Below are 5919 nucleotides of genomic sequence, written 5' to 3' on the forward strand. Positions count from 1 at the left end.
CGCGCGCGCGGCGTGCGCGCCGGGCGCGCCCGCCGGCCGGCCGGCGCCCCCGCCCCCCCCCCGCGCGGGGAGCCCTCTTTTTCCTTGACAGCGGCTTCACCCCGGTCCGGTCACACTGGGCCGAACGGGGACGTACGGCCGGGAGGAACGGGGATGACGACCGAGGAACCGGGAAGGGAACCGGCGGGGGAGCCGTGGGACGACCTCGTGCTCGACGAGGACTTCGTACGGTCCGCCGAGACGACCGAACCGTCGGCCCGCGCGCGTATGCTCGCCGCCCGCTGGCGCGAGTCGGGCCCCGATCCGCAGCCCTGGCGCTCCGACGAGCCGCCCGCCGGCTGGTTCTTCAGCAAGGGGCGCCGGCGCAGATGGCGCCGCAAGTGAGCCACCGGGAACGCGCCCTTTAATCAGTGGCGCCCAAGTCGGCGTACGGGCACAGTGGTTGCTGTCCACGCCGCCGCGTCGAGCCGGCGCCACACGCTGGGAGAGGAGCGCGACGATGTTCATCAGGAGCAGTTCGTCGAGTTCCCGACAGGGCAGCCCGCGGCAGGTTCCGGAGTAGTCACTACCTCCGTCGAACCCGCTCCGCAGGGGGAGTTGCCCGGGGCGGCCGCTTCGAGCGCGCGTCACGCGCGGGCCGCCCACCCGGAGGATTGGCCGAGTGGAAAGGCACCGGCTTGCTAAGCCGTGGTCGGGGGTGAAGCCCCGCGCGCGTTCGATCCGCGCATCCTCCGCACAACCGAGAAGCACCAGGAAGCACGGGGCACCACCGCGTCGGCGGTCGTGCCCCGGTGTCCGGCCGACGCTACGGACGCGTCAGCAACCGCTCCAGGACGACGGCGATCCCGTCCTCCTCGTTCGAGGACGTCACCTCGTCCGCGATCGCCTTGAGATCGTCGTGGGCGTTGGCCATGGCCACCCCGCGGGCCGCCCAGGCGAACATCGGGAGGTCGTTCGGCATGTCGCCGAAGGCGATGGTGTCCGCGGCCTTGATGCCCAGGCGCCGGGCCGCCAGGGACAGCCCCGTCGCCTTCGAGAGGCCGAGCGGAAGCAGCTCCACCACGCCCGGGCCCGCCATCGTGACACCGACGAGTCCGCCCGCGACCTTCACGGCAACGGCCGCGAGCTCGTCGTCGGAAAGCGCCGGATGCTGGACGTACACCTTGTTCAGAGGCGCCGACCACAGGTCCGCCGCGTCCTTGATCGGGACGACCGGCAGCGCGCCCTCCAGCCTGCGGTAGCCGGGGCCGACCAGCACCTCGCCGTCCAGCCCGTCGCGGCTCGCGGCCAGCAGCAGGGGGCCGACCTCCGCCTCGATCTTGGCGAGCGCGAGACCGGCGAGCTGCCGGTCCAGCGTCACGGACGTGAGCAGGCGGTGTTCTCCCGCGTGGTAGACCTGCGCGCCCTGACCGCAGACCGCGAGACCCTCGTAGCCGAGCGCGTCGAGGATGTGCCGCGTCCAGGGCACCGCTCGTCCGGTGACCACGATGTGGGCGGCGCCCCGCTCGGTCACCGCGGCGAGCGCGTCACGCGTGCGCGGCGAGACCGTCTCGTCGGAACGCAGCAGCGTCCCGTCGAGATCGGTCGCGACGAGCTTGTACGGGAACGCCCCGGGCCCGGTGGCCCCGGACGCTCCCGTCGAACCGGTGGTGCTGGTCACTTGGAGATCGGCTCCAGAACCTCACGGCCGCCCAGGTACGGACGCAGCAGCTCGGGCACGCGCACCGAACCGTCGGCGAGCTGGTGGTTCTCCAGGATCGCCACGATGGTGCGCGGGACGGCACACAGCGTGCCGTTCAGCGTGGAGAGCGGCTGGACCTTCTTGCCGTCGCGCATACGGACCGACAGACGGCGGGCCTGGAAACCGTCGCAGTTCGAGGCCGAGGTCAGCTCGCGGTACTTGCCCTGGGTCGGGATCCACGCCTCGCAGTCGAACTTGCGGGAGGCCGAGGCCCCCAGGTCGCCGCTGGCCACGTCGATCACCTGGAAGGGCAGTTCGAGGCCGGTCAGCCACTGCTTCTCCCACTCGAGGAGCCGCTGGTGCTCGTTCTCGGCGTCCTCGGGAGCCACGTACGAGAACATCTCGACCTTGTCGAACTGGTGCACGCGGAAGATGCCGCGGGTGTCCTTGCCGTACGTGCCGGCCTCGCGGCGGAAGCACGGCGAGAAACCGGCGTAGCGCATCGGCAGCTTGTCGGCGTCGAGGATCTCGTCCATGTGGTACGCGGCGAGCGGGACCTCGGAGGTGCCGACCAGGTAGTAGTCGTCCTTCTCCAGGTGGTACACGTTCTCGGAGGCCTGGCCGAGAAAGCCGGTGCCCTCCATGGCGCGCGGGCGGACCAGGGCCGGGGTCAGCATCGGCGTGAAGCCGGCCTCGGTGGCCTGGGCGATCGCCGCGTTGACGAGGGCGAGCTCCAGGAGCGCGCCGACACCAGTCAGGTAGTAGAAGCGGGAGCCGGACACCTTGGCGCCGCGCTCGACGTCGATGGCGCCGAGTGCCTCGCCGAGTTCCAGGTGGTCCTTGGGCTCGAAGCCCTCGGCGGCGAAGTCGCGGATGGTCCCGTGCGTCTCCAGGACGACGAAGTCCTCCTCGCCGCCGACCGGGACGTCCGGATGTACCAGGTTGCCGAGCCGGAGGAGGAGCCGCTTGGTCTCCTCGTCCGCCTCGTTCTGTTCGGCCTCGGCGGCCTTGACGTCGGTCTTGAGCTGCTCGGCCTTCTTCAGCAGCTCGGCGCGCTCGTCCGGGGTGGCCTTGGGGATCAGCTTGCCGAGCGACTTCTGCTCGGAACGCAGCTCGTCGAAGCGGACGCCGGACGACCTGCGCCGCTCGTCGGCGGAGAGGAGGGAGTCGACGAGCGCGACATCCTCTCCACGGGCGCGCTGGGAGGCGCGAACACGGTCGGGGTCCTCACGGAGCAGGCGAAGGTCAATCACCCCTCAAGGCTACCGGTGCGGATCTCCGGCCAACGACCCGATATTCCAGAGCGTGACGGCTGTCACGGTATGAGTGAAATGCCGGATCGAATCCCTTGATCACCGAACGACGTCAAGGAAAAGGGGCCTACTCCCTGAAACGGGGCAGACGGCGCTTCACCGGTTGACTGGATTTCCTTGCGGTGAGCGGGACTTGCTGTGTGGGTTGTCCACAGGGGTAGGCCCGTGATGGGAGTTATCCACAGGGTGTGTGGATGATCTGTGGATGTCGGAATTGATCATTCCGATACCCCTTCGGTGGCCGTGGAATTCCCGGTTCAAACCCTCCGTACAGCCACTTTCGGGTGTAAATGATTCGCCCTATCGGGTTGATCAATGGAAAAGGGTAGACGAAGAGGGACGTATGGGGGTGTGGACGGACTTGGGTCGAGTAGCCGATTTGTCGACCATGTAGTGCTTCGTTGTCGACTTGTCCCCAGGTCGAGAAGCATGCCTGTGGATAACTCTGTGGATGACGAGAATCGGCAGGCGGGACCTGGGGGAAACGCTCGGACGGGCGTGGACCCGCCGCTCAGAACCGGCCGTCGGCGCAGCGCGCCAGCCAGTCCGAGGCCGAGGAGAACTCGTTGTCCGACGTCCCCGGCCGCAGCGGACGTACGTCCTCCAGGGCGACGCCGGCGCGCGGATAGGAACCGAGGAAGCGCACCTGGGGACAAATCCGCTTGAGGCCCATCAATGCCTCGCCCACCCGGCGGTCGGTGATATGTCCCTCGGCGTCCACCGAGAAGCAGTAATTGCCGATGCCCTGGCCGGTCGGGCGGGATTCGATCCGCATCAGGTTGACGCCGCGCACGGCGAATTCCTGGAGCAGTTCGAGCAGCGCTCCGGGGTGGTCGTCGCCGAGCCAGATGACCACGGACGTCTTGTCGGCGCCGGTCGGCGCGGCGGGCCTGGCCGGGCGGCCGACCAGCACGAAGCGGGTCTCGGCGTTCGCCGCGTCGTGGATCTCGGTCACCAGCGGTTCGAGGCCGTACGTGGCCGCGGCGAACTCGCCCGCGAAGGCCGCGTCGAACCGGCCCTCCTGGACCAGCCGGGCGCCGTCCGCGTTCGAGGCCGCCGACTCCCAGACGGCCTCCGGCAGATGCGCGGCCAGCCAGTTGCGCACCTGCGGCTGGGCGACCGGGTGTCCGGTGACGGTCTTGACGTCCTTCAGCGTCGTGCCGGGCCTGACCAGCAGGGCGAAGGCGATCGGCAGCACGACCTCGCGGTAGATCATCAGCGGGTCGCCCTTGGCGAGCTCGTCCAGGGTGGCGGTGACCCCGCCCTCGACGGAGTTCTCGATCGGGACCAGCGCGCCCGAGGCCTGGCCGCCGCGTACCGCGTCGAGCGCGGCCGGGACGGACACCATGGGGACCAGCTCCCGCGTCGCGGCCTCGGGAAGCGTGCGAAGGGCGGCCTCGGTGAACGTACCCTCGGGGCCGAGATAGGTGTAGCGCGTCGCCGACATACCGTCACCCTAATGGGCCTCGCGCGACGCGTCCGACGCCCGCGGTCGCCCGGAAGCGGGCCCGGTACGGAGACCGGTACCGCGGTACGGAGCACGGTACGGAGCCCCCGCACCGAGTCCGGGTGGATCCCGGCACCGATCCCGGCACCGCCCGGGTACCGCCCCGGTACCGACTCCGGTACAGGACACCGCGGAGGTGCAGAGGGCAGTGCCCGCGTCATCCCTCCAGCAGGCGCTGCCCCACGTACTCGCCTTCCGCCGCGCCGCCCGGCACCGCGAAGAGGCCGCTCGACTCGTGGCGGATGTACGTCGAGAGCGCGTCGCCCCGGTCGAGTTTGCGCTGGACGGGGACGAACCCGCGCACCGGATCGGCCTGCCAGCACACGAAGAGCAGACCGGCGTCGGGCGTCCCGTCGGCGTCGATGCCGTCATGGAAGGAGAACGGGCGGCGCAGCATCGCGGCGCCGCCGTTCTGGTCGGGCCGGGTGATGCGGGCGTGCGCGTCGACCGGCACGACCAGGTTGCCGCCGGCGTCGGTCCTGTCCAGGTCCATCGCGGTGGTCTCGGTGCCGCCGCTCAGCGGCGCGCCGGTGGACTTCTTCCGCCCGATGACGTCCTCCTGGGCCTTGCCCGAGAGCTTCTCCCAGTCGTCGAGCAGCATGCGGATACGGCGGACGACGGCGTAGGAGCCGTTCGCCATCCACTCCGGGGTGCCGGAGGCGGGGACGAAGACGCGTCCGTCGAAGTCGGGCTCGGCGGGCTTCGGGTTGCGGGTGCCGTCGATCTGGCCCATCAGGTTGCGGGCCGTCATCGGTTCGGTGGTGGCGCCCGGGGAGCGGTTGAAGCCGTTCATCTGCCAGCGCACCCGCGCCGCGGCGCCCGCGTCCTTCTGTATCGAGCGCAGGGCGTGGAAGGCGACGAGGGCGTCGTTCGCCCCGATCTGCACCCACAGGTCGCCGTCGCTGCGCGCCTTGTCGAGGTGGTCCGAGGAGAAGTCGGGCAGGGGGTCCAGCGCGACCGGGCGCTGCTTCTCCAGGCCCGTACGGGCGAAGAAGCTGTGGCCGAAGCCGAAGGTGATGGTGAGCGAGGACGGGCCGGCGTCCCGCGCGATGCCGGTGTCCTCGTGGGCCGCGGCCTCGCCCGCCATGAGCCGCTGAGCCGTCACCGACCAGCGGCGCAGCAGGGCGGCGGCCTCCCTGCGGCCCGCGCCGGCCGTCAGGTCGAAGGCGACGAGGTGGCCGCGTGCCTGGAGAGCGGTGGTGATGCCCGGCTGATGTTTCCCGTGAAACATTGCCATGTCCGCGCCGACAGAGGTCAACGGGACGGTTTTCGCGGGGGAGGGCGCCGCCGCGTATCCCACGGCCGCGCCCGCCGCTCCGAGGGTGAGACCGGTGGCGCCGGCGGTGCCGAGCAGCCGGCGCCGTGACATGACCCCCACGCTCCTGCTCCGCATCGCGCAGCTCGGAGCCGCGCTCGGC

General features: G+C 70.6%; 5 protein-coding genes and 1 tRNA gene. 2 read left to right on the forward strand and 4 right to left on the reverse strand.

What is annotated here, in order from left to right:
- Positions 1-153: 153 nt before the first annotated feature.
- Positions 154-384: a hypothetical protein gene (locus tag ACFXGX_RS36555; protein WP_384800524.1), complete on the forward strand. Its 231-nt coding sequence runs from the start codon at positions 154-156 to the stop codon at positions 382-384.
- A 263-nt stretch (positions 385-647) separates the two neighbouring features.
- Positions 648-734, forward strand: a tRNA-Ser gene (locus ACFXGX_RS36560).
- 71 nt (positions 735-805) lie between these two features.
- Here ACFXGX_RS36560 and ACFXGX_RS36565 read toward each other — a convergent pair.
- The 4 genes from ACFXGX_RS36565 to efeB all read right to left on the reverse strand — a co-directional run bounded on the left by ACFXGX_RS36565 (position 806) and on the right by efeB (position 5894).
- A complete protein-coding gene (locus ACFXGX_RS36565) occupies positions 806-1660 on the reverse strand; it encodes an HAD family hydrolase (protein ID WP_384800527.1) in 855 nt (284 codons plus the stop codon).
- On the reverse strand, positions 1657-2934 hold the full coding sequence (gene serS, locus ACFXGX_RS36570) for a serine--tRNA ligase (RefSeq protein ID WP_384800530.1): 1278 nt from the start codon (positions 2932-2934) through the stop codon (positions 1657-1659). The genes ACFXGX_RS36565 and serS overlap by 4 nt, the downstream gene beginning before the upstream one ends.
- A gap of 571 nt (positions 2935-3505) precedes the next feature.
- Positions 3506-4441, reverse strand: coding sequence for a prephenate dehydratase (pheA, locus tag ACFXGX_RS36575; protein ID WP_384800533.1), 936 nt, complete (start codon positions 4439-4441; stop codon positions 3506-3508).
- Positions 4442-4658: 217 nt separating this feature from the next.
- Positions 4659-5894 (reverse strand): iron uptake transporter deferrochelatase/peroxidase subunit, encoded by a 1236-nt coding sequence (gene efeB, locus ACFXGX_RS36580; RefSeq protein ID WP_384800593.1) that lies wholly within the window; start codon positions 5892-5894, stop codon positions 4659-4661.
- Positions 5895-5919: the final 25 nt, after the last annotated feature.

It is taken from the genome of Streptomyces sp. NPDC059371 (genome assembly GCF_042751995.1).
In the GTDB taxonomy this organism is placed as follows: Bacteria; Actinomycetota; Actinomycetes; order Streptomycetales; family Streptomycetaceae; genus Streptomyces.

Bases quoted from the DNA above. Each gene is read 5' to 3' on its own strand.
- ACFXGX_RS36555 (WP_384800524.1), top strand. From the start codon at position 154: ATGACGACCGAGGAACCGGGAAGGGAACCGGCGGGGGAGCCGTGGGAC.
- pheA (WP_384800533.1), bottom strand. From the start codon at position 4,441: ATGTCGGCGACGCGCTACACCTATCTCGGCCCCGAGGGTACGTTCACC.
- efeB (WP_384800593.1), bottom strand. From the start codon at position 5,894: ATGCGGAGCAGGAGCGTGGGGGTCATGTCACGGCGCCGGCTGCTCGGC.